The sequence below is a fragment of the Alteromonas sp. S167 genome, from assembly GCF_036864375.1.
GTDB lineage: Bacteria > Pseudomonadota > Gammaproteobacteria > Enterobacterales > Alteromonadaceae > Alteromonas.
This window is the reverse complement of sequence record NZ_JAZETR010000001.1, coordinates 554,382-575,175: the sequence shown is the minus strand read 5'-3', so window position 1 is coordinate 575,175 and position 20,794 is coordinate 554,382. Positions and strand designations below refer to the sequence as shown.

The following is a 20,794-nucleotide window of genomic DNA, read 5'->3' as shown; positions in this document are numbered from 1 at the left end:
ATTCGCTGGCCCGCCCACTACATGCATAATGTAATGATTTAAAGGCCGCATAGTATAAACAAATGCTTGATAAAGCCCAATGACAAATATGCACAAATCAGCCATATCACAAGGAAATATCTACATTGGTCTGCCAATGTGGCAGCACAGCCACTGGCCAAGCACATGGTTTGCAAACTCGCCTAAGTCTGATAATGCATTATCGCTATATGCTAAAGAGTGTAATACCGTAGAGGGAAACACGACGTTCTACTCACTTCCCCACCAAGACGCTGTAACACGTTGGTGTGAGTCAGTACCTGACAACTTCCGGTTCACATTTAAGTTTCACCAAAATATTAGTCATGTACATCAACTACAACATTGTGAGGACGAAGTTGCACAGCAGCTATCGCTTTTACAGCCTATGCGCGAAAAATTAGGCGTGGTGATGCTGCAGTTACCCGCATCCTTTGGCCCTGACAAGCTACCATTATTGGAACAATTTATAGCCGCATTGCCGAGTGATTTGAACATTGCCGTAGAAGTCCGTCATTTGGCATTCTTCGCTAAGGGCGAAGAAGAGAAAGCCTTAAATCAGGTTCTTATACGCCATAACTGCAACCGTATTATTATGGATACAAGAGCGCTGTTCACAGGCCCCTGCAACTCTGACATCCTGTCTGAAGTAAGAGGAAAAAAGCCCAGAGTACCCGTTAATGTCATTGCGACTGGCAACACCCCTGTAGTGCGTTTTGTAGGTAATGATGAAGATGCAGACAACGAGGCCTGCTTACGCCCATGGGTGAATAAAGTGCAGCAGTGGCAACAAGAGGGAAAAGATGTCTATTTCTTTTGTCATCGCCCTGACAACAAAGACGCTCCATGGCTGGCTCAGCAGTTTATTGATTTGTATAACGCTACCAATCCAGCTGTGAATCTGCCAGACCTTGCAATAAAAGCGCAACCAGAGCAAGACAGCCTATTTTAGCGACAAACGCACGCGTTCAGGCGTTCAGGCGTTCACTTAATCATGCGTGCGTTTTTCTATGGATGAGATAGCCTTAACAGCATCAGAATATGCTAGTTATCATCAGGCACCTTGTCGAAAATCAGATGCATCAAGCTCATGCTTTTTCATTAGCTTGTGCATATCTGTTCTGTTTCGCCCAGCCAGTTCAGCCGCACGGGTCACATTTCCATCTGTCATTTTAAGTAGCTTATGCAGATACTGTTGTTCAAATGCATCGCGAGCTTCAGTCAGCGTTGGCCAGCTCTGTCTTGTTGCAGAAAGTGCTTGTTCTACCAAATGAAGCGGGATCACCGGAGTTTGTGTTAGTGCTACGCACTGCTCTACTACATTTACGAGTTGGCGAACGTTACCCGGCCACGATGAAGTGACTAACTGCTGCATAGCATCATCAGAGAACTGGCTTACATTTACACCATGGCGCTGTGCACTTTGCTGCAATAGAGAGCGAGCAAGTAACGGAATATCTTCACTTCGCGCTTTAAGCGACGGGAGCTTCAAGTTCACCACGTTTAAGCGGTAGTACAAATCTTCACGGAATGTGCCGTCTTCCATCTCTTTGTGCAGGTCTTTGTGCGTCGCTGAGATAATGCGCACATCAATATCAACATGTTTACTGCTGCCTACAGGGCGAATTTGGCGTTCTTGCAAAGCACGCAACAGCTTTACCTGAAGCGTCATTGGCATATCGCCAATTTCATCTAAAAACAGTGTACCACCATCGGCTTCTCTGAATAGACCAGGGTGGGCTGCAACAGCCCCCGTGAATGCACCTTTGGCGTGACCAAACAGCTCTGATTCTAAAAGGTTTTCTGGTAGCGCACCGCAGTTGATTGCCACAAAAGGTTTGTCGCCGCGATTACTTGCTTTGTGAATGGCGTTCGCGAGTAGCTCTTTACCTGTTCCACTCGCGCCGCTAATGAGTACCGACACTTCGCGTTGCGCTATACGAAAAGCCTGATCAAGCACGTTCAGCATTTCAGGGGAACGGGTAATAATGTCTTTCGCCCAATCTCCTGGCTTAGCCGCTTGCGACTGACTTAGTGCTTTTTGCAGCAACGTGCGCAATTCATCGTGATCGACAGGCTTCGGTAAAAAGCCGAATACACCGCGCTGAGTTGCAGCCACTGCATCAGAAATAGTGCCGTGAGCCGTCATCAAAATAACAGGGATATCTTTTCGAATGCCCATAATTTCTTCAAACAGGCTTAACCCGTCTAAACCTGGCATACGCAAGTCGCTGAGCACTACATCGTAGTTTTCGTTTTGCAGCTTTCGCAATGCTGCATTGCCATCTTCTACTGCCGTTACGTTGTATCCTTCGCCTTCAAGTCGAATGGTAAGCAACCTAAGCAGGCTTTTATCGTCATCGACCAACAATAAGTTAGGGTTACTACTTTCCTTTTCGCTCACTGTTGAGTACTCCTGTTTTTATCCATCAATGCCGCTTCTATTTGCAGCAATTCTTCTAATTTTTTGCGTAAGCTCACCGCGTCATCACGTAATTGTTGTAATGCCTCGCCCCGTTGCGTATTTTCCTTTTCCAGTACAACAAGCGCAGACTCTAATTGCATAAGCTGATTGTTTTGTTCTGCTGCTACCACGTTAATTACTTCTTTGGCTGATGCTGTGAACTTTTCAGAAAGAGTATCTAAAGCAAGCTGAGCACGAAGCCTATCTTGGTAAGGCGTATCGTTTGGCAATGTAAGAACGTAAGCACGTACAATATCGTACTGAGAGTTTCCCATTTCCTTAATAGTGGCTTTACGCTCGCTCCATGACGTTGCGCTTGCAACTACCCACTCATTTATCCAAAACCGCATATCGCAATTGTGTTCGAAGTCTTTTGGGGCGTGTTCAAAAAGACATATATCTTCATCTAGTATGGCCCTTGCCGCTTCATTTGGCGCGGGCTCACTGCTTTTTGGTTTACTCAACAAACTCTGACACCCTGTCAGCATGAGTAACATCACAATTAATCCACTCAATCTCATCTTTTTTATTGTTCCTGCTGTGGAATGGTTACCCTGAAACATACGTCTGCATAATCAACATCGACCACATGTACTTCACCATGCATTAGTCTTGCGCAGTCGGCTACAATAGATAGCCCTAAGCCCGTTCCAATTACATTGTCGTTTCGGGGCTCTGTCCCTCGAATAAATGGTTCAAATAGGGTTGCAACAGATTCTGGCGCAATGCGTTTCCCGCGATTGGCAACGTCTAACACCAGTTTATCCGCGTTGAGGTATATTTTAATATCAATTGGTCTGCCAACGGCACCGTGCGCTACCGCATTTGATACCAAATTATCGAGTATTCGACGAAACAACTCTTCATCTAATATTGCTCTCTCGGGCGCAATACTTACTTTCACATCTCGGTTTTGAATGGCAAGTGCGTAGTCCTCAAGGCAAGCATCGACAAGTTGTTTAGGAGAGCTCGACACTAATTTGGGCTGTGCCTGTTGTAACAGCAAATTATAATCGAGTAGTTTTTCAACTAATGTGTTTAATCGGTGAGTGCTGGCGGTTAATAGTGATAATACTTCTCGCTGACCGTTATTTAATTCACCCACTACGTTTTCTGAAAGCAGGCTACAACCCTCTTTAATACTGGCTAGCGGGGTTTTTAACTCGTGCGCGGCATGACGTAGCAACGCTGTGCGTATGTGTTCTAACTGCTGAAGCCTGTCGTAAAGCCAATGCAAATCTTTTTCTACATCAATAAGCTCTTTCGGTGCTTGGCGTGATAATGGCGGAAGTTCTCCACCACTATGCGCAACAATGCGAATGATTTTTTTGAGGTTATTTACAGGGTTAACAATAAGCTGACTGCCAAGCAAAATAAGCAAAAGCGACACACTTACCAGCATTGCGGTAGACCACGCCTGTTTTGCCTGCATGGCATTTAAGTCATCTTGCTGCAGCTGTACACGCTGGCTAATTGCGCCTTCAACGTCGTCTCGCAATTGTTCTACACTGTTACTCACAGAAGCAAGATAAGCGTTTAGCAGCAGCTGATCTTCAATGGTTCGATAATCAGCAAGTTGGTTTAGTTGTTCAGATAGTCTTTCGCACGTCGGTGACGCCGACAACGCTTGGCACAAATTATCGGCAGCCACGGCAAATTGTTCTAGCGCGTTATCAGACAGTGTAGCCACTTGCTCGTTTCTCAAAACAGCAAATTGTCTGACACTACGCTCAACGTCTGTTACCGCATTGTCTAAACGCTGCATGTCACCCACTACATCTACCACAAAGCGGGTTTCAAGCGTTGTCATTTGGCCTACCTTGGCTAAATCGCTTTGGCTTTGCCATAGCAAGGCAATAAGAGGAATAAGGGCTAGAACAAAACTACCTAAGGTTAACTGCCGAAGCGAGCCCACCTGCATCAGGCGTTCACCCAATGAAAACTTATTAATCAGAACCTTCCCCTTAAAAAACCATCGCCAAACTAACTAAAAAACACGACTTAGTTACTGGCTATCTCTTTTTTGTTGCCCGGTGTTAATTGACTTTTGGTTAACTCAGCTTCAGAAAGCTTTCCGTCTTCGTTGTCGTCAATCAAGCCGAAGTTACGCAGCAAACCAGTGTGGCGAACAGCTTCTTTAAGCGAAATAAGACCGTCTTTATCCGAGTCTAACTGTTCCATAAGAGAGCGCGCCGGCGACGCCTGAACGTCTGCCATTAATACAGCTTGCATTGCTGCCACTGTAAACGCAGCTAAGAATACTTTTTCGAGTCGTTTCATCATGAATCCTCCGCAAAAATGCTCGTTAAAATCCTTCTTACTAGGCCCTTCAAAACACGCATTTATTTAAACGGTATTCGTTTTGAAAAGTGCCTAGATAGTATCACTAGTCATCAATTAACCACTACTGTAAGTTTGCAAATTACATCAACAGATATTGTTGTGAATAGCCTATGCGAGTTTCAGACCAAAACTACATTAGCTTTTTATTTCAATGATTTGATTCAAAAATTGGATTGTATACACACAAGAGCACAAAGAGTGTGTTGCAAAAAAGTAACAATTATTTGCAACACTTTCTTTTAGGAGAATTCTTCAACACTGTATTGCGCCTTTAGGGTTAAAAGCTGGTCTAAAGGAATGGGCTTACTGAACATAAAACCTTGTACACTATCGCAACCATGAAGTTTCAAGTAATCCCATTGTTCGAGGTTTTCGATGCCTTCTGCACACACCGAAAGCGATAATCGTTTCGCCAAGTCAATAATAGCCCCCGTTACTAGGCGACTTCTTTCAGAGGTTTGTATTTCAGTAACAAACTGACGGTCAACTTTTAGGGTGTCTATATTAATTTGCGTTAGATAGCTTAGCGAAGAATAGCCTGTGCCAAAGTCGTCCAGCGCGATAGCACACCCCATATTACCAATACGTCTAAAGAATTTGTTAGATAAAGCGAAGTTTTCAAGGTAAGCACTTTCGGTCACTTCAAACTCTATATTTTCGGGGTTAATACCGTTTACGCTGAAAGTATTGTAAATAAAGTCGAACAGATGAGCATTACGAAGGTCGTGACCAGATAAGTTAATCGACACTCTAAAAGTGCTTGATGATGCCCAGTGCTTGATAGTTGGAATATCTAAGCAAACACGCTGTATTACCCATTGTGTAATAGCGGTAATTTTTCCGCCCTGCTCCGCAATCGGGATAAACTCGTTGGGCATAACTAATCCAAATTCAGGGTGTTGCCAGCGAATTAGTGCTTCAGCCCCAATTATGTACCCGTTGTTATTCACTTTAACTTGGTAATGAACCACAAATTCATCGTTATTTATGCCGCTTTCAATACCATTGGCAAGGTGTAATTTACGTTTGTGTGATTCCACCATATCCGGTGTAAATAAGGTGAAACTACCTCGCCCTCTTGCCTTTGAACGATACATAGCAAGGTCAGCATTACTCATTAACTCGCTTAAGTCATAGTTTGCATCAGTAGCATTTGCTATGCCCACACTCAGGCCAACGGTTAATGACAAACCACGTAACTCAAAAGGCTCATCAAACGCAGTAATAAGACGTGTAGCAAGGCTTTCCGCTGCCGCTGTCGATACATCCCTATCAGGCAGCACTAGGAACTCGTCGCCACCCAAACGGGCAAATAAGTCACCATCTCTTAGCAATTGCTGCACGCGGTCTGCCACTTCAATTAAAATCAAATCGCCGGTTTCGTGCCCTAACGAATCGTTGATACCTTTGAACCCGTCTAGGTCAAAAAACAGCAGCATAATGTCTTCATCATTACGCTTTGCTCTTGCCAACTCCAAGCGCAAATTATCTAATACAAACTGTCTATTTGGTAAGCCAGTCAAACTGTCAAAATTAGCAAGCCGCGCCATGGTTTCTTGTTGATCAACCAGCGTTTGCTTCTGCTCAAAGTTTATCAGCAGCTCTACTTCAATAGTATCGAGCAAACTGTTGATGTTGTTTGACAAGCGACCTATTTCGTTACCTGAAACGATTGAACTTCTTAATGAATAATCTTTTGATTCGAAAACACTTTGTGTGAATTTTTTTAGCGTTGTTAGTGGTGTAATTAAAAGGTGAATACAAAGCATGCAGATAGCGACGCACAATATCCAAACCACCATAATTACAGGCACTTGATTAAAAAGGGTTTTCTTTGAACCTTGCGTTAATGCACCATCTACATCAACGTAAATAACCACGTGGCCAAGCGGATATAAGCTGCTACCTATTAACTGGTGCGCGACCATGGCACTGCCGTAACGTGTTACGCCAAATGGAATGCTTTGAGGCTTGTTTGGTATATCAGAAAGTACTTCAGGTTTTATGTTGGATTGTTCAACAGAAGACAGGACGCGATAGTTATTATCGTAAAAAGTAGCCGACAATACATTGGGGTTGCCTCTTAAAGACTGAAACACCTTGTTATGGAGTGTTTTATTGCCTGGGCTTTGCTCCATCACCACCGCAAGTTGACGGGCAAGTTCGTCGCTTAATGCTGAAGTGTTCTTTAAAAGAATGTCTTCAATGGCGTTATTGTGTTCAACTTTTGTAACTACTGCTACCGAAATAGCAAGCACCGACATAGACAGCGCGATAACCACACCAATTGGTACTTTTAACGTTTTAAACACACGTACACCTTTAACTATTGCTACTCAATACAAAGCCCAAATAACTAATTTATTAGATACACTAGCTTTGTTTACTGCCAATGAGGTGCCCAATAGTAAGATACTGTTAGCAAAAACTAAAATAAAATTTAGTCATAGTGTTTTGGTTATTAAATGAATAAAACGCTTAGCTTCCCTCAACCACTGCAAGTTTTGCTTTAATGAACTGACTGTGTGGCACATAAAGCAATTCAGCGATTTGACGAATAGTGCTTTCTTCCAGAGGTGCCAAGCTTTTGTCAGCATAGGCAATTGCCCATAAGCTTTTAATAATATCGTTGCGCTCTTGTGCACTACAGTGCTGATTAACAACTTGTGTAAACTGAACAAGGTCAACAGCGTCTTCTGCTGTATCCTGGCCCTTCCTTAACAACAACGACATAGCTTCTTCATCAAGCTTTACGTGCTTTTGGAGCTGTTTCTTGTATTCATCTCGTTCTTCGTCAGTCACTTCATTGTCAGCGCTTACTATTTCACTGAGTAAAGCTGCGGTTGCTAACTCTAGGGTGTAAGAAGGAGAAGACGCTGTCTTCGTTTCAAAAAGATTAAGAAATGATTTAAGCACTATAAACTACCGTTAAAATGAAAGAGTCTTGTTTTATGTTGCACTTTTGACAAGCAAAATACGTTTATTCAACACTCACAAGCGTTAAGCAAAACCGGCATAGTCAGTATTGAGCAAACAGGTGATTTTGCTTCCCCCTTTGTCAAACCATACTTTTTCACATAAAGCATGCAAAAGCGGGATCCCTCTTCCGTAAGAGGCTTCCGAGTTAGCCTGAGATGCATTTTTCCAATTAAAACCCTCTCCGCTGTCTTCAACACTCAGTAGCACTTTACTTTCTTGCGGTACCGATTCAACACGCACAATAATACGCCCGGTCTCAAGTGCATTTAAACTTTTTTCTCGTGCTTCATAATAAGCATGAAACCCGTTCTCTTCCGATTTCAATTTAGAGTCGAGTGCTAAAATGCCATGCTCAAGTGCATTATTAAATAATTCAGAAAGTACCGTATACATGATTGAGCGAACGCCTTTAACTCCCTCACATTGTCCTGCCAGCTGGAGAACACGTTGCAGTATATCAGGTTGTTTTAGGTGCTCGGCATCTAGTGCCACTTCATGAACCGATGGTAGACCAACTGCACTTTTCGAGGGCTCCGTCAACGTAATGGGCTTTGCCGTAAAAATGACTAAGGTCACGTCATCTTCAAACTCATCGCTGGCTGCGAAGGTTTCAACACGCTGTTTTAAAGACGATGTTGATAACACCCCTGTTTCTTGTAGCTCCGACTTAACCAAATCTGCGAAACCTTCCTCAAGCAGCATGTCATTATTTGCGTTAGTCCTTTCTATTAAACCGTCACTGTAAATAATAAGCTGTTCACCAGCGTCTAATTGAATTGAATCGTAGTCGGTATTAAGTTCGTGGTCTTCAAGTATACCTAATGCCATATGCCGTGATGGGAGCTGGCGAAAAGACGTGTTGTTGCTTGACGGAATAAAGATAGATGGCATTCCGCCTTGCCAAATATTTACTCTATTTCCTCTTGCGTTTATCTCGCCCACTACCGCAGCCATAAACATATCATTAGGCAGGAATTGCAAAAGAATAGTGTTTAGTTCAGCAACGATTTCACTTACTGATACGCCTTGCTGAGTAAGTTCTTGAAACGCCCGGGTAACTGGCAGCGCACCAATAGCCGATGCCAAGCCATGGCCAGTAAAGTCGCCCACAATAAAATATATGCCACCACTTGGGCTTGCTTCACAAAGGAATAAATCGCCATTGAATGTTTCAGCAGGGTTCAAACAATAGTCAAAATGAGACAGTACGTCACTACTGTTAACAATGGCGTGACTGAATATATGTTCGACGATGGCGTGCTCCCGCGCCACTCGCTGATTGAACAGTCGAAGCGTTTGATTTTGCTGTTCAACATGTAAACTTAATGCACGTATCTTTAAATGCGCGCGGATTTTTGCGGTAAGAATATGTTTATCGAAGGGTTTGGTTACGAAATCATTTCCCCCCACTTCTAAACACTGTACTAAGCTGTCTTTATCTTCCAAAGCCGTAATAAAAAGAATAGGAAGATAAGGACCTTGGGTTAATGCGCGAATTTGTGGGGCGACATCGTAGCCAGATAACCCTGGCATCACCACATCAAGCAGCACTAAATCGGGTTTATGCTGCTTGAAAAGTTCCATCGCCTCTTCGCCGTCTTTCGCTTCTACGCAGTCTTTATAGCCTGCGTTGAACAACATATTAGACAGCAGCGAACGATTGATAAATTCGTCATCAACAATCAGTATTTTCAAGAGCTTTCTCTAGTGTGATTTACTTGATTTCAAACTTTTTATCGAACCGCGAAATTTTCAATATTTTTGCCACCTGAGGTCTTGCGTTTTCAATACTGTATGAGAGCTTTCGCTCGTTCAGCGCTTTTTGCATGTTTAGTAGCATTCCCAGTGCAGAACTGTCCATATACTCGGTTCTTGATAGTTCGACCGTTATGTGTGTTGTTTCCTCTTTTAGCTCGGCGTAGGCATTGCGAAATTCTTCTACTTTACTGAAATCGAACTTATTACCTACGTCAATAACCAATATTTCGCCTTGGCTGCGATAGCTAGACGTTATATCCATATGCGCTCCTTGGAAAATCTCGCGTTAAATGCTTCATCAGATGCGGTTAATTTTGCTATTCTTTATACTAGTTGAAGATAATAGCAATGTCACAAAAGCCGTCTTAAACTTTTGAATATGACAAGAGTAAAAATTGCTTTGTGATAGAGTACTGAGCTTTTGGGTACTTAGTTTTGGGGTACATTCTATGCAAGACTGGCAAGACGCTCTTTTGGTTTACAGTACCGAAAGCGGCAAAGTTAAGCCCGAACCAAAGAAAGAAGTCCGTTCAACGTCTAGTGATGGCGTTGTGCGAATACACAGAGAGACGAAGGGACGAAAAGGAAAAGGCGTCTCGTTAGTTAAAGGACTAGACTTAGATGCTGCAGCGTTGAAGACGCTGGGATCTGAACTAAAGAAAAAATGTGGTTGTGGTGGCGCTGTGAAAGACGGCGTAATTGAAGTTCAAACTGACGACAGAGAGAAACTAAGCACCCTACTACAAGCGAAAGGTTACAAGGTAAAACTTGCCGGCGGTTGATTAAGTCAACTACCTCTTTTTCATAAACGTATAACAAAAAGAGTCTGAAATGGAAAAGCTGTCAATTTCTGATTTACATATTATTCTGGTGGAGCCTTCTGATACACAGAGGAAGATTATCACCACGCTACTGCTTCAAGAGAACGTTAAGGAAATTGACCCTGTCAGTACCCTAGCTGAAGCTCGCTCTGCAGTAAAAGCACATGGCGCCGACCTTATAGTAAGTGCCATGTATTATGAAGATGGTACTGCACTAGAGCTGTTGAAATTCATCAAAGAAGACGAGAATTTCAAAACCATACCGTTTATGTTGGTTTCAAGTGAAAACCGCATGAGCAAGCTCGATGAATTTAAGCAAGCAGGCGTTGCGGCTATTCTTCCCAAGCCGTTTGAGCCGTTGCACCTGTCTCGAGCGTTAAACGCAAGTCTTGATCTTATCAACCACGACGAACTAGAGCTTGAGCTTTTCGATGTTCACGACGTTCGCGTTTTGCTTGTTGACGACAGCAAGCTTGCCAGAAACCATATTCGACGCGTTCTAGAAGGTATGGGGCTTAAACGTATCAAAGAGGCAGAAAATGGCGCAATGGCGCTTACGTTTATTAAAGAAGAGTCGTTTGATTTGGTAGTAACGGATTACAATATGCCTGAAATGGATGGCCGTGAGCTTTCTGAGTTTATTCGCTTTAATCCAGAAACAACGCATATACCCATTATAATGGTAACGTCTGAATCGGCAGATAGCGCGCATATGTCAAACATTCAGCAAACGGGTGTTAACGCACTATGCGACAAGCCTTTCGAGCCAAATGAAGTGCGACAAATGCTGTCTGCGCTACTTGGAAACTAACGTTTCTCAGGTTGAAAGAGCGTATTGTTGACCCGCGACTACATGAGCAACGATATCAATTATACAAACGCGTGCTTCACAGAGTGAATGCACGCTTTTTTTTGCTTTGTTTAATGACACGCGAGCATGATTTGTTCGCACTCGAGCCTCATTTTATTACACACAAAATGCGCCTAATTAATTTCTAAAAACTTAGCAACCCCCAGACATTAAAAAAGCCGCCCAACAATGTAAAAATTGATTGACACACTACAAACTTCCGCATACAGTCAAACCATGAAAAAAATTACATCACATGCAGCCATTTTCTTTTTTGCGTTTACGTCCTTTAATTAGGGAGGCGCAGTAGCATGCATGAAAAAACCTCCCTTCAGGGAGGTTTTTTTTTAACTTAAACATGCACAAATATGGCCAACACTTAATATTACTTACATCAAGCTTGAACACGGGAACATTATGTCAGACAACGCCTTAGATACGGTAAGAGCGAGGATAACAACGCTCGACACTGAACTACTTACTTTACTTTCGGAGCGCAGACAGCTTACTAACGAAGTTGCAGAGACGAAAATTAAGCACCATATTCCCGTTAGAGATCAAAAGCGTGAAGAACAACTGTTAGTGCGCTTGATAAAAGAAGGCCAACGCATAGGACTTGATCCTCATTACGTTACGCAAATTTTTCATGTCATCATTGAAGATTCGGTTCTTAATCAGCAGGCAATGTTAGCCGAGCGCGCTAACCCTGGCAGCTCACTTCCATTGAACCGAGTAGCATTTCTTGGTGATAAGGGTTCGTACTCTTATTTGGCAACTCAAAAGTATTTCTCTCGCCGCCCGGGGGAGCTTTTGGAAATCGGTTGCCAAAGTTTTGCTGAAATTATTCATAAAGTAGAAAACGCTGAAGCCGACTATGCTGTTTTACCAATCGAAAACACCACGTCTGGCAGCATTAATGAAGTTTACGACCAACTTCAGCATACACAATTAAGTATTATAGGCGAGCTAACCCACCCTATTCGCCATACTTTGCTGGTGGGCACCGACACCAGTATTGATAAAATCAAAACCCTGTACGCACACCCGCAAGTGTTCACCCAGTGCAGTCACTTCTTAGCCGAGCTTGGCAATGTAGAGGTGAAAACGATGGATAGCACATCTAGCGCCATGTTGACGGTAAGTGAGCTACAGCGCGACGACGTAGCTGCTATTGGTAGTGAAGCGGGCGGTAACCTTTACGGGCTAATGGCCATAAAAAGTAACTTGGCGAACCAAAAAGAGAACCACAGCCGCTTTATTGTGGTTGCTAGAAAACCGGTAGTCGTTCCTCTACAAGTACCAGCGAAAACTACGTTGGTCATGTCTACTATTCAAAAACCTGGGGCTTTAGTTGAGGCGTTGTTAGTATTGAAAGATAACAATATCAACATGACCAAGCTTGAATCTCGCCCTATTCCAGGTAACCAATGGGAAGAGATGTTTTACATAGATGTTGAGGGTAATGTGGAAGATGGCCCTATGCAGAATGCACTAGATGCACTACGTAATATTACCCGCTATGTGAAAGTGCTTGGGTGCTATCCCAGCGAAGAAATTAGCCCTACTAAAGTTGCCGCGGCAAGTGCCCTAACAACATAGGTAAGGCACTGCACACTCCGCTATTTATACTGACAAAACAGCGGCAGCATTACTTTCAACTGCCGCTATTTCTGGAGCAGGCCGATAAACACTCACTTTGTTACGGCCATTGCGTTTACTTTCGTAAAGCGCTTCATCGGCATTCGCGTACAACGACTCAAACTGCGCATTAGACGTAAGTGTAGATGCGATACCGAAGCTCGCGCTGATATCAAAAACGTGGCCAGTCTCGGCTGTGTTAATCTCGCTTATTCTTTGGCGCATTGCATTGGCAATTTCGAACGCCCTTCTTTCTGGGCAACCTGGTAACAACAGTCCAAATTCTTCACCACCAAGACGACCAAGAATGTCCTCTCTGCGAATATTTGGTTTAACACTGTCAATAACTGCTTTAAGTACCCAATCGCCCACCGGGTGGCCATAAGTGTCGTTCACTGACTTAAAGTGGTCGAGGTCGAAAATTACAAAGGTTAACGGTTCGTTTGTGTCTTTTGCCTGCTTCAACGCTTTAAGCGCAAGCTCGGTAAAATAATGACGGTTTGAGATTTTAGTTAGCGAATCGGTTTGTGCTTTTTCTCTAAGCGCAATATGCAGCTTGCGGTTAATGATACCCCACATCAAAACAAGAATAGTAGTTGAGGCTAACAGCGTAATTAATAGCAAATGGTTCTGCTTTTCTTCGCTTGATAAATCGGCTTGCGCTTTAAGCAAGCTGTTCTCTTTATCGAGTAACTGAATTTCTATATTTTTTTCTAAGCTATCAAATTTGGCTTGTTGTATAGCCATTTGCTTGATGTTGTGCTCATCTAAATAGGCTTTATCTGCTTCCGCATATTGAATATAAGCATTTAATGCTTCGTTACTGTTACCTTCGGCTTTCGCAGCTTCAAAAAGCACATAGTAGGCCGACTTCATTGGTCTAGAATTCCCCATGCCTTTTGCCAGTTCCGCACCTTTCAGCGCACTGCCGCGAGCATTGTTAAAATAGCGGTTTGCCAAATATACTTGCGCCAACGTTGTATAATATTCAGCGGTTAACCGCGGGTAATTAATACCTTCAACATCTGCCTGAATGGCAATTAGGTCGTCTAATGCTTGCGCTGCTTGCTGCAGGTCACCAAGCATTAGCTGTGCTTTCCACAACTTAGATAAATTTAGCGGTATTGGCTCTTTACTGTCGGTACAAATATCAATGGCAGTTTGTAGCGTTTCAAGATCTAACTTTCCGGTGTAATGTAATGACTCACTTCTTAAATTGTGAGCCATGCAGCGGTTACGTGAAGAAAGGTTGCTATTTACTACACGGTTTGTGTAAACCAAGCTTTGTTCAAAATCTTCCAACTGATTGTAAAAAAGCGCGATGGTGAGAATGGCGAGGTTTTTATCCGTCTCGTTAGCACGGGATAGCAAAGGCACCATATCCGGAATTTGCTGAAGCGCTTTGGGAAAGTCTCTCACTAAAGCGTAGTTATTAAGAATAGAGTTCTTCGCCCTAAGCTTGAGCGAATAGTCTAACGAACTAGCAAATACGCCTTCATAAAGAGGAATAGCATCTAGCAATTTACCCGCGTAAGACAGGCTATAAGCGTTTAAGTAATTGAAATATTGAGTTTGCTCGGGAGAAAATTTGCTGGCGTCAGGCGACAGCGCATCTAACGCGTCTCGAAACGCATTGACGTTTTGGCTTCTTAGTTCGTCAGCCACTTTAAGCTTGTCGTCAAACTCATCAGCCATTACTGCTAGTACGAAAAAGGGGCTAATTAATGCCCCTATTAAAAACTGTTTCAACATTAGTACGTTACTGCATGTTATTAATGTACAGTTACCTGATTATCTTTGTCGTCTTCAGGCGTTTCATCTGGCTGCTCGCCATTTTCATCTTCAGGCATTAATAAACACCACATCTTTTCTTTTTCTTGATGAAGCTCATCAGCGTGGTCAGCCTTGAATTGAGCAATAACGTCTGTATTGCGTTGCTTCGACGCGTCTTGAGCGATAGCGAGGAGTTCTTTTAGCGCTTTCATAACTATGATTCTTCTTATTAGGATATAAGTTTTTAAGATGAGGTTTTAGACTATCAGGTAATTACAGAGATGTTAATTACTTATCAATAACTTTTATCGGCCTATTCAACCCCTCAATGATCTTTTAAGTGGTAGTAAAAAAAACGCCTATCAGCTTCTTTTGGCTCAACAAAAGTGCTTTCTTCAAACCCCAATGTGGTTACTAGCCTTTTCGTTGCGAGGTGTTTTTTATCGAAGGTTGCTGTTATGGCTGTCAATCCCAAAGTGCCAAGACCAAAATGTGCTAATGCTCCCATAGCTTCGACAGCTACGCCCCGCCCGTTAGCTTCTCGTCGCAAGATTATACCTATCTCAGCCTCATTTCTACCTGCCTCTTTACGCAACATTTGAATACCGCAAAACGTATTAGAGTCTACAGAGGTAATTGCCCATACCTTTTGTACTGGCCAAGGTTTCTGGTTATTTTTTAAAAACTGCGTTACTACCGCTCTGCTTTGCACTTCTGATAGCGGGTCACCAATAAGGCGCATAACTTTACTGTCTTGATAAAGTGCTGCTGTCTCAAATGCATGATTACTATCAAGTAATGTATTGTTAAATCGCGGTGTAGAAAACGACAGCGTGCCCTTCATTATTGATAATACTCGTCAATAACTAAAGGCGTTTGTGGCGGCACAACCAGCGTTGAGTGTTGGTGTATTTCTTGTTCGTGCAAGGCAGCCAGTGTTACCTTTGAAGCTCTGAACGATTCGATAGGCAGCGTTGCTGCTTCATAAATAATAACTGTATGGTCAGCATCGTAATGCTGTAAAAGTTTATCAGTAAGGCGACTGCGCTGTTTTTTCGTGGATGTGAAAACGGCTGTAGAAAAATCACCGGCAACCCCCACTTGCCAAAGCACAAGATACCCCGACGTGTCGATTACCCGTTTATAGCGTAAAAACTGATTCGCTTCATAGTGCTGACAACCGAACTGACCGGGATCGATATTTAAGTCTGCATAAAGGCAAGCTTCAGCTGAGATACCTGGCAACATGTAGGCTTCAAAGCCTAATTCTCGTGCTTCAATAATGGCTTGGTGCGGCACTTTTGCAAACACGCCGGGGTGCCCGTAAAACGCCCCTACCACTTTTTTACCCTGCTTTACTTGCTCAAGCATAGCATCGCACATTTGCTGATAGGTATGCCGCCTATCCTTACCCTCGTTATATAAGGGCTGCAAATTTACGGCGTTCGCGTTCAGCGACATGATCCAAGCTTCCATGTAATGCTCTGCCACACAAACAAATACGATATCAGCTTGTTCTATATGGCTTTGGCATAGTGGCGCCATATGCGCACCAACCATCATTCCTGTGCCTACGCACACTAAACTGCCTACTTGTGAAGGCTGTTCCATTTAATCTTCCTTTTACTTAGCACTTGTCTGTTTTTTCAAGCACCTTGTTACTGCATGAGTTACTTATTTGAGTGATGCGAAAAAGCACTTTTAACTGTTTCTATCGTGCTGGCAAGCGTTACCTTTTCAGCAAACGTTATCACTCCGTTCGCCTTTTTATCATTCTCGATCTCATGGCTCTCTTTCTTATCACTACGTCTATCGCCAACATTTCCTTTGCTTCTGTCGAAAATTGTGTAGTACTGCGATATTAACGGTAGCCCTAGAATGCTTTGATTCGGCCAATGCTTTAAAGGAAAGATTTTAAAGGAAGCGCTATTGAACTCGGGAGCGTTTATTTGCCAATAAGCCTCGGGAGGTAAGGTTAACACCACATCTTCTCCATTTTCACCTTCAAGAAAAAACTCAATTTTCGGCCAGTCTGATAGTGTTAATGATGCTAGTGGAATGCCCTTTTCTTGACTTGAAAAAGCGCTAAAGGGCTCAAGGATTGATGATAAATCACTAATATATTTTTCAAGGCTTTCAACCACTTTGTCGTACAAAGAAACGGGCAATCCTATTACCGTCGCCCCAGTATCGACAATAGCGTTGGAACACCAGCGAGTAACGTCTTTTTCAGCAAGCACAGGGGCACTGTGAAGGTCTGTTTCGCCCACTTTAACTGACAGCAAGTTTACGTTGTAAAACTTATCATGCAATACTTTCGCTGACAGCATTGGTTCACGATATAGATCGCGGTGCATCACAGGCTCGCCCATTACAAAAAGCCCGTGATTTTGCCAGTGGGCTAACGCTTTTGTTCTACAGCTTCCATTATCGTAATAAATGCTTGAGCGGTGCAGCCAAAACGCAAACTTATCCGAAACCACGCCCTGCTCTTCAAGTGACGTAAAATAACTGGGTAACGTAACCGCCTTCATTTGCTTATATGCAGGGCTGTCGTTTGCGCCCGACATAATGTATTGATAAACGTCTTTCTTGGGTGTTTGTGTCTCGGCCGCTTCAAATAAATAATGCGCGTGATTTAAGGGGCGGTATGCCAGTCCTAAAATGCCATCAGCATGCTTAAAACACTCGAACTTCCCTGTGTCTGCAATAGCTGTGTAGGCGTCAGGCAGCGTAACGCCATGACCAAACATGCCAAGACTAACCTGGGTTTTAATTACCGGTCCGTGCCAGCTACCTACGCCGTAATTAATAGATTGGGTGTAATAGGTGAAATCAGCATGATTGTCGCTTTCAAGGCGATAACAGGTGTGATTAACCGCAAGCGTTGAACTACCAGTATCTAAAATGAGGTGAACGGCGTGCTGATGAGTGCCAACGTGTGCTCTTACACAGTAGCCGCCATCAGCTAGCGTATTGGTTAACGCCAGCCTAATTGAATGCGCCATCGGTAACTATTTATCTCGCAGTAGCTGGCCGTCGTCGGCTTTTAAAAGCAGTTGTTTGCTGTCTACAAGGCACTTTTTCGCGTAATCGCCAAACCAGCCGCCCACTTTCATAAACTGTTCAACAAATCCCTTTTTATCGCCACTTTCAAGTAACGACAGCGCTAGGCCGAAGCGCTCATAAAAACGTCGTAGTAAGGCAAAATTATCAGGGTTATTGAAGATAATATCTGCATAAAGCTGCGGAGACTGTGCGAACAAACGCCCTACCATTGCAAGCTCTAGGCGATAGATAGGCGAACTGAACATGGTTAGCGATTCTAAATCTGGGTTTTCGCCTTTTAGGTGCTGACCATAAACGAAGGTGTTGAAGTGTCGCATAACCTGAATGTAGGCCATAGCTTCGTCATGTTCTTTTGCCGACGAGTCGTGAATGGTTGCTCCCCATATACGCATCTGCTCGATAAGCCATGCGTATTTTTCACTGCCTCGGCCTTCGCACACCACCACAACTTGCTTAATCATGCCCGGAGCATCGGGGCCAAACATAGGGTGCAGCCCTACTACGGGCCCATTATGAACCGCAAGCATCGCTTCAAGTGGCTTGGCCTTAATACTGGTGATATCCGCTAACACACAGTTTTCGGGCAACATGGTAAGTTTGGCTATAACCGATTCGGTTAAATTAATTGGCACAGATACAATTACCAGTGACGCTGTTTGAAGCACTGACTCTGCGTACCCGTTTTCCCAATCGTCTCGTTCAACCACAGACACGTTGTAGTTACTACGTTCAAACAAGCTGACAAAAACGCGTCCTAACGCACCTGCACCACCAATTACAACAACATTGTCAATTTCCGGTTTAACACAGCGGTACTTGTTATTTTGGGTGTGATACGACTCGCGCATTACCCTGCGAAGTAAATCTTCGGTAAGATCGGGAGACACGCCAAGGGCATCAGCCTGTTGGCGTCTTGAAGCAATTAACGCTTTTTCGCGCTCGGGGACATAAACTGGCATACCAGCTTCAGCTTTTATCTGGCCTACTTGCGTGGTGATTTGGTTGCGTTTAGCGAGTAAATCGACAAGCTGGCTGTCCAGCTCGTCGATACCTTTACGCAGCTTTTCTAATTCTTTTAAATGCTGCGAAGAATCGGTCATTTTCTCTTGTTCCTTGAATCAAATGACTCGGGGCGTTTTAGTTAATTAGCGATATTTAGCTATACCGTTAACTATGCCACCGTGCGTTTGTTTTGACGTAAGGGTAACACAGTTATTAACTTATCTCTGGTTTGAGCAATCAAATTTTCTGTTGTTTCCCAGTCAATACAACCGTCGGTAATAGACACGCCGTATTCTAGTTCTTCCGGCTTTTTACCATCAGACTTCTGATTGCCAGGCTTCAGATGACTTTCCAGCATTAGGCCAATAATTGATTGATTACCTTCTAAAATTTGGTTTACCACATTTTGCGCAACCAATGGCTGACGGCGATAGTCTTTTGACGAGTTAGCATGACTGCAATCTACCACCAATCCAGCGGTTAAGCCCGCCTGCTCTAGCTCAATTTCACATTCAGATACACATACTGAATCGTAATTTGGCTGCTTTCCACCACGCAGGATAATGTGCCCATCAGGGTTACCGCTTGTACCGATAATGCTTACTTGTCCTTGCTTGTTAATACCCATAAATCGGTGGCTTGAAGCCGCAGATTTAAGTGCATTGATAGCAATATCTAAACTTCCGTCGGTACCGTTTTTAAACCCAACCGGCATAGACAGGCCACTTGCCATTTCACGGTGTGTTTGTGATTCAGAAGTACGTGCACCAATTGCAGCCCAGCTGAACAGTTCAGCAAGATACTGCGGGCTAATAGGGTCTAGCGCTTCAGTCGCCACCGGTAATTCTAATTCTGCAAGCCAGATTAGTAGCTCGCGAGCTTTTCTAAGCCCTGCTTCAATGTCGAAGCTTCCGTCGATATGAGGGTCGTTAATTAGGCCTTTCCAACCTGTGGTTGTGCGTGGCTTTTCGAAGTAAACACGCATCACGATAAATAGCGTGTCTTTGCAAGATTCGTGGAGTTCTTTAAGTTTAAGCGCGTATTCTTTTGCAGCTTCAACATCGTGAATTGAACATGGGCCGCACACTACTAGCATGCGATGGTCGCGGCGATGAATAATATCAGACACAATTTTGCGCGACGCTGAAATAGCTTCTAGCGCTTTGTCTGATACGGGAAGTTCAGCGCTCAACGCTTCCGGCGTGATGAGTACGTCTTCTGTACTGACGTGAACGTTATTGACAGTGTCCTTGATCATGAGGGCTCTCTTAACTTAAAAATTGAAGAAGAAAACGTTAAAAGAGTTTGCAATCTGCATGTAAACTTTATTGTACAACCAGCTTTTTCTATGTTTCTTTAACGTCATTGACTTTTTAACAACTCACGAATGACAACGCAAGCATAAACACATAATACTTTAATCTAGAATAGATTCGAAGCGATGAAGCATGACGTATTGGCAATAAACAAAGAAAGAAGAGCAAAATTTAACCAGAAGTGAGGTTTATTCAAGTTCGTTTTTATTTTTCTGTCGTATGCCGTGCTTGAAAGCCTTTTTCATAAGCGTCAGCCATCAGAACATTGCCAGCCATAGCGCTCGCTAAAACAGAGAGCACAAATAGCATCTCTCTAGCGTTTTCAATGCCACCAACAAGCCACCACACAATAAACATCAGTGTGGTTAAACCAAGTTGAGTGAAGGTAAACGCTAAATACAACTTTTTCATTGATATAGTTCCTTCAAAAGGAAAGCAAGCCCTCCCCATGAGAAATCGCCATTAAAAGCCGAGCCGAGAAGGTAAGCACTAGCACCAAATGCAGCTCCATGTAGGAAAGCATCATTAACTTCATCCAACTCATCTTGTGTTAATTCAATTAAATCCATAACTATATCCATTAGTAAAAAGATTATCTTCAACTACATCGTTGAAGCCCTGTGCAATTACTCTCAACCAATCCTGAGAGTAATGACAAGTTACTAAAATTTGTCGATATGAATAACTGACCAGCTGGCGGTATTGCACCGTGTCGATGTTGAATTTTGTTTCAAGTATTCTTTTCATTTTAAGTATTGAAATG

The 20,794-nt window shown here is 43.3% G+C and carries 21 protein-coding genes; 4 read left to right on the top strand and 17 right to left on the bottom strand.

Going from position 1 to position 20,794, the window contains the following annotated elements; genetic code table 11:
* Positions 1–88 precede the first annotated feature (88 nt).
* Entirely contained in the window at positions 89–970 is an 882-nt protein-coding gene (locus tag V7R35_RS02420) for a DUF72 domain-containing protein (protein WP_334013078.1), read from the top strand.
* A 102-nt stretch (positions 971–1,072) separates the two neighbouring features.
* Here the strand turns inward: V7R35_RS02420 and V7R35_RS02415 are convergent, their stop codons facing one another.
* The 8 genes from V7R35_RS02415 to V7R35_RS02380 all read right to left on the bottom strand — a co-directional run bounded on the left by V7R35_RS02415 (position 1,073) and on the right by V7R35_RS02380 (position 9,824).
* Positions 1,073–2,422, bottom strand: coding sequence for a sigma 54-interacting transcriptional regulator (locus V7R35_RS02415; RefSeq protein ID WP_334013077.1), 1,350 nt, complete (start codon positions 2,420–2,422; stop codon positions 1,073–1,075).
* Positions 2,419–2,946, bottom strand: coding sequence for a hypothetical protein (locus tag V7R35_RS02410; RefSeq protein WP_334013076.1), 528 nt, complete (start codon positions 2,944–2,946; stop codon positions 2,419–2,421). Before V7R35_RS02410 ends, V7R35_RS02415 begins: the two co-directional genes overlap by 4 nt.
* Positions 2,947–3,008: 62 nt before the next feature.
* Positions 3,009–4,406, bottom strand: coding sequence for a sensor histidine kinase (locus V7R35_RS02405; RefSeq protein WP_334013264.1), 1,398 nt, complete (start codon positions 4,404–4,406; stop codon positions 3,009–3,011).
* Positions 4,407–4,483: 77 nt separating this feature from the next.
* Positions 4,484–4,765: a calcium-binding protein gene (locus V7R35_RS02400; protein WP_334013073.1), complete on the bottom strand. Its 282-nt coding sequence runs from the start codon at positions 4,763–4,765 to the stop codon at positions 4,484–4,486.
* A 299-nt stretch (positions 4,766–5,064) separates the two neighbouring features.
* Complete coding sequence (locus tag V7R35_RS02395; RefSeq protein WP_334013071.1) at positions 5,065–7,137, bottom strand: putative bifunctional diguanylate cyclase/phosphodiesterase; 2,073 nt, start codon at positions 7,135–7,137, stop codon at positions 5,065–5,067.
* Positions 7,138–7,303: 166 nt separating this feature from the next.
* Complete coding sequence (locus V7R35_RS02390; protein ID WP_334013070.1) at positions 7,304–7,741, bottom strand: tellurite resistance TerB family protein; 438 nt, start codon at positions 7,739–7,741, stop codon at positions 7,304–7,306.
* Between the two features lie 84 nt (positions 7,742–7,825).
* Positions 7,826–9,499, bottom strand: coding sequence for a fused response regulator/phosphatase (locus V7R35_RS02385; protein ID WP_334013069.1), 1,674 nt, complete (start codon positions 9,497–9,499; stop codon positions 7,826–7,828).
* A gap of 19 nt (positions 9,500–9,518) precedes the next feature.
* Positions 9,519–9,824 (bottom strand): STAS domain-containing protein, encoded by a 306-nt coding sequence (locus tag V7R35_RS02380; RefSeq protein WP_334013068.1) that lies wholly within the window; start codon positions 9,822–9,824, stop codon positions 9,519–9,521.
* Positions 9,825–10,011: 187 nt separating this feature from the next.
* On the opposite strand from V7R35_RS02380, the gene yciH reads away from it, so the two are divergent.
* From yciH to pheA, 3 genes are all read left to right on the top strand, one after another.
* Positions 10,012–10,344, top strand: coding sequence for a stress response translation initiation inhibitor YciH (gene yciH / locus V7R35_RS02375; RefSeq protein WP_334013067.1), 333 nt, complete (start codon positions 10,012–10,014; stop codon positions 10,342–10,344).
* Between the two features lie 49 nt (positions 10,345–10,393).
* Entirely contained in the window at positions 10,394–11,194 is an 801-nt protein-coding gene (locus tag V7R35_RS02370; protein WP_334013066.1) for a response regulator, read from the top strand.
* Between the two features lie 456 nt (positions 11,195–11,650).
* A complete protein-coding gene (pheA, locus tag V7R35_RS02365) occupies positions 11,651–12,832 on the top strand; it encodes a prephenate dehydratase (protein WP_334013065.1) in 1,182 nt (393 codons plus the stop codon).
* A gap of 24 nt (positions 12,833–12,856) precedes the next feature.
* Here the strand turns inward: pheA and V7R35_RS02360 are convergent, their stop codons facing one another.
* The 9 genes from V7R35_RS02360 to V7R35_RS02320 form a co-directional block, all read right to left on the bottom strand.
* Positions 12,857–14,623, bottom strand: coding sequence for a tetratricopeptide repeat-containing diguanylate cyclase (locus V7R35_RS02360; RefSeq protein WP_334013064.1), 1,767 nt, complete (start codon positions 14,621–14,623; stop codon positions 12,857–12,859).
* 20 nt (positions 14,624–14,643) lie between these two features.
* Positions 14,644–14,856, bottom strand: coding sequence for a hypothetical protein (locus V7R35_RS02355; protein WP_334013063.1), 213 nt, complete (start codon positions 14,854–14,856; stop codon positions 14,644–14,646).
* 113 nt (positions 14,857–14,969) lie between these two features.
* Positions 14,970–15,488 (bottom strand): GNAT family N-acetyltransferase, encoded by a 519-nt coding sequence (locus V7R35_RS02350; protein ID WP_334013061.1) that lies wholly within the window; start codon positions 15,486–15,488, stop codon positions 14,970–14,972.
* Positions 15,488–16,255 carry an SAM-dependent methyltransferase gene (locus V7R35_RS02345; protein ID WP_334013059.1) on the bottom strand — a complete coding sequence of 256 codons (768 nt, stop codon included), beginning with the start codon at positions 16,253–16,255 and terminating at the stop codon, positions 15,488–15,490. The genes V7R35_RS02350 and V7R35_RS02345 overlap by 1 nt, the downstream gene beginning before the upstream one ends.
* A 59-nt stretch (positions 16,256–16,314) precedes the next feature.
* Positions 16,315–17,652 carry a pepsin-like aspartic protease gene (locus V7R35_RS02340; protein ID WP_334013057.1) on the bottom strand — a complete coding sequence of 446 codons (1,338 nt, stop codon included), beginning with the start codon at positions 17,650–17,652 and terminating at the stop codon, positions 16,315–16,317.
* A gap of 6 nt (positions 17,653–17,658) precedes the next feature.
* Positions 17,659–18,813: a bifunctional chorismate mutase/prephenate dehydrogenase gene (tyrA, locus tag V7R35_RS02335; RefSeq protein WP_334013055.1), complete on the bottom strand. Its 1,155-nt coding sequence runs from the start codon at positions 18,811–18,813 to the stop codon at positions 17,659–17,661.
* A 71-nt stretch (positions 18,814–18,884) separates the two neighbouring features.
* Positions 18,885–19,973: a 3-deoxy-7-phosphoheptulonate synthase gene (locus tag V7R35_RS02330; RefSeq protein ID WP_334013053.1), complete on the bottom strand. Its 1,089-nt coding sequence runs from the start codon at positions 19,971–19,973 to the stop codon at positions 18,885–18,887.
* A 262-nt stretch (positions 19,974–20,235) separates the two neighbouring features.
* The gene (locus V7R35_RS02325; RefSeq protein WP_334013052.1) at positions 20,236–20,442 is read right to left on the bottom strand and encodes a hypothetical protein; all 207 of its coding nucleotides are present in this window, start codon (positions 20,440–20,442) and stop codon (positions 20,236–20,238) included.
* Positions 20,439–20,600: a hypothetical protein gene (locus V7R35_RS02320; protein ID WP_334013051.1), complete on the bottom strand. Its 162-nt coding sequence runs from the start codon at positions 20,598–20,600 to the stop codon at positions 20,439–20,441. The genes V7R35_RS02325 and V7R35_RS02320 overlap by 4 nt, the downstream gene beginning before the upstream one ends.
* Positions 20,601–20,794: the final 194 nt, after the last annotated feature.

Excerpts from the sequence above, each read along its gene's own strand:
- V7R35_RS02420 (WP_334013078.1), top strand. The coding sequence starts at position 89 with ATGCACAAATCAGCCATATCACAAGGAAATATCTACATTGGTCTGCCA.
- V7R35_RS02400 (WP_334013073.1), bottom strand. The coding sequence starts at position 4,765 with ATGATGAAACGACTCGAAAAAGTATTCTTAGCTGCGTTTACAGTGGCA.
- V7R35_RS02380 (WP_334013068.1), bottom strand. The coding sequence starts at position 9,824 with ATGGATATAACGTCTAGCTATCGCAGCCAAGGCGAAATATTGGTTATT.
- yciH (WP_334013067.1), top strand. The coding sequence starts at position 10,012 with ATGCAAGACTGGCAAGACGCTCTTTTGGTTTACAGTACCGAAAGCGGC.
- V7R35_RS02370 (WP_334013066.1), top strand. The coding sequence starts at position 10,394 with ATGGAAAAGCTGTCAATTTCTGATTTACATATTATTCTGGTGGAGCCT.
- pheA (WP_334013065.1), top strand. The coding sequence starts at position 11,651 with ATGTCAGACAACGCCTTAGATACGGTAAGAGCGAGGATAACAACGCTC.
- V7R35_RS02360 (WP_334013064.1), bottom strand. The coding sequence starts at position 14,623 with ATGTTGAAACAGTTTTTAATAGGGGCATTAATTAGCCCCTTTTTCGTA.
- V7R35_RS02355 (WP_334013063.1), bottom strand. The coding sequence starts at position 14,856 with ATGAAAGCGCTAAAAGAACTCCTCGCTATCGCTCAAGACGCGTCGAAG.
- V7R35_RS02350 (WP_334013061.1), bottom strand. The coding sequence starts at position 15,488 with ATGAAGGGCACGCTGTCGTTTTCTACACCGCGATTTAACAATACATTA.
- V7R35_RS02345 (WP_334013059.1), bottom strand. The coding sequence starts at position 16,255 with ATGGAACAGCCTTCACAAGTAGGCAGTTTAGTGTGCGTAGGCACAGGA.
- V7R35_RS02340 (WP_334013057.1), bottom strand. The coding sequence starts at position 17,652 with ATGGCGCATTCAATTAGGCTGGCGTTAACCAATACGCTAGCTGATGGC.
- tyrA (WP_334013055.1), bottom strand. The coding sequence starts at position 18,813 with ATGACCGATTCTTCGCAGCATTTAAAAGAATTAGAAAAGCTGCGTAAA.
- V7R35_RS02330 (WP_334013053.1), bottom strand. The coding sequence starts at position 19,973 with ATGATCAAGGACACTGTCAATAACGTTCACGTCAGTACAGAAGACGTA.
- V7R35_RS02325 (WP_334013052.1), bottom strand. The coding sequence starts at position 20,442 with ATGAAAAAGTTGTATTTAGCGTTTACCTTCACTCAACTTGGTTTAACC.
- V7R35_RS02320 (WP_334013051.1), bottom strand. The coding sequence starts at position 20,600 with ATGGATTTAATTGAATTAACACAAGATGAGTTGGATGAAGTTAATGAT.